General features: G+C 58.3%; 1 protein-coding gene. It reads right to left on the bottom strand.

Annotated elements, in window-relative coordinates:
* On the bottom strand, positions 1-386 hold a 386-nt coding region (locus HX855_RS33010; RefSeq protein WP_178948098.1), incomplete at both ends, for a hypothetical protein.

The following is a 386-nucleotide window of genomic DNA, read 5'->3' as shown; positions in this document are numbered from 1 at the left end:
CCTGACTCAACGACAGCAAGTTGAAATCGCTGGGGGTAACCCCCTGATGGTCGGGCTCGCAGCAATGCTCGATCAACTGACGCAGTTGCCCGGCATATTCATCCGCCAGGTGCTGGATCAGCGCCGGTTCGAAACGCTCGTCACTGAACGCCCAGTTCAAACTCAGCTCGCCACCAAACACTTGGCCATTGAGCGTCAGCCAGTTGCCCAAGGGCGCTTGCGCGCTATGGTCTGCACCGGCATTTTCCGTGGCCGGGGTAAACAACGCGCCTTGCGTATCATCAAAACTGGCGTCGAATTGCCCCAGGTAGTTGAAGGTAATCCGTGGTAACGGCAACTCGCGCAAGGCCTGTTGCGTGGCCTCATCGCCCAGATAACGCAGCACA

The sequence above is a fragment of the Pseudomonas sp. IPO3778 genome (assembly GCF_013386825.1).
Classification (GTDB): domain Bacteria; phylum Pseudomonadota; class Gammaproteobacteria; order Pseudomonadales; family Pseudomonadaceae; genus Aquipseudomonas.
This window is presented reverse-complemented; position numbering and strand designations above follow the sequence as displayed.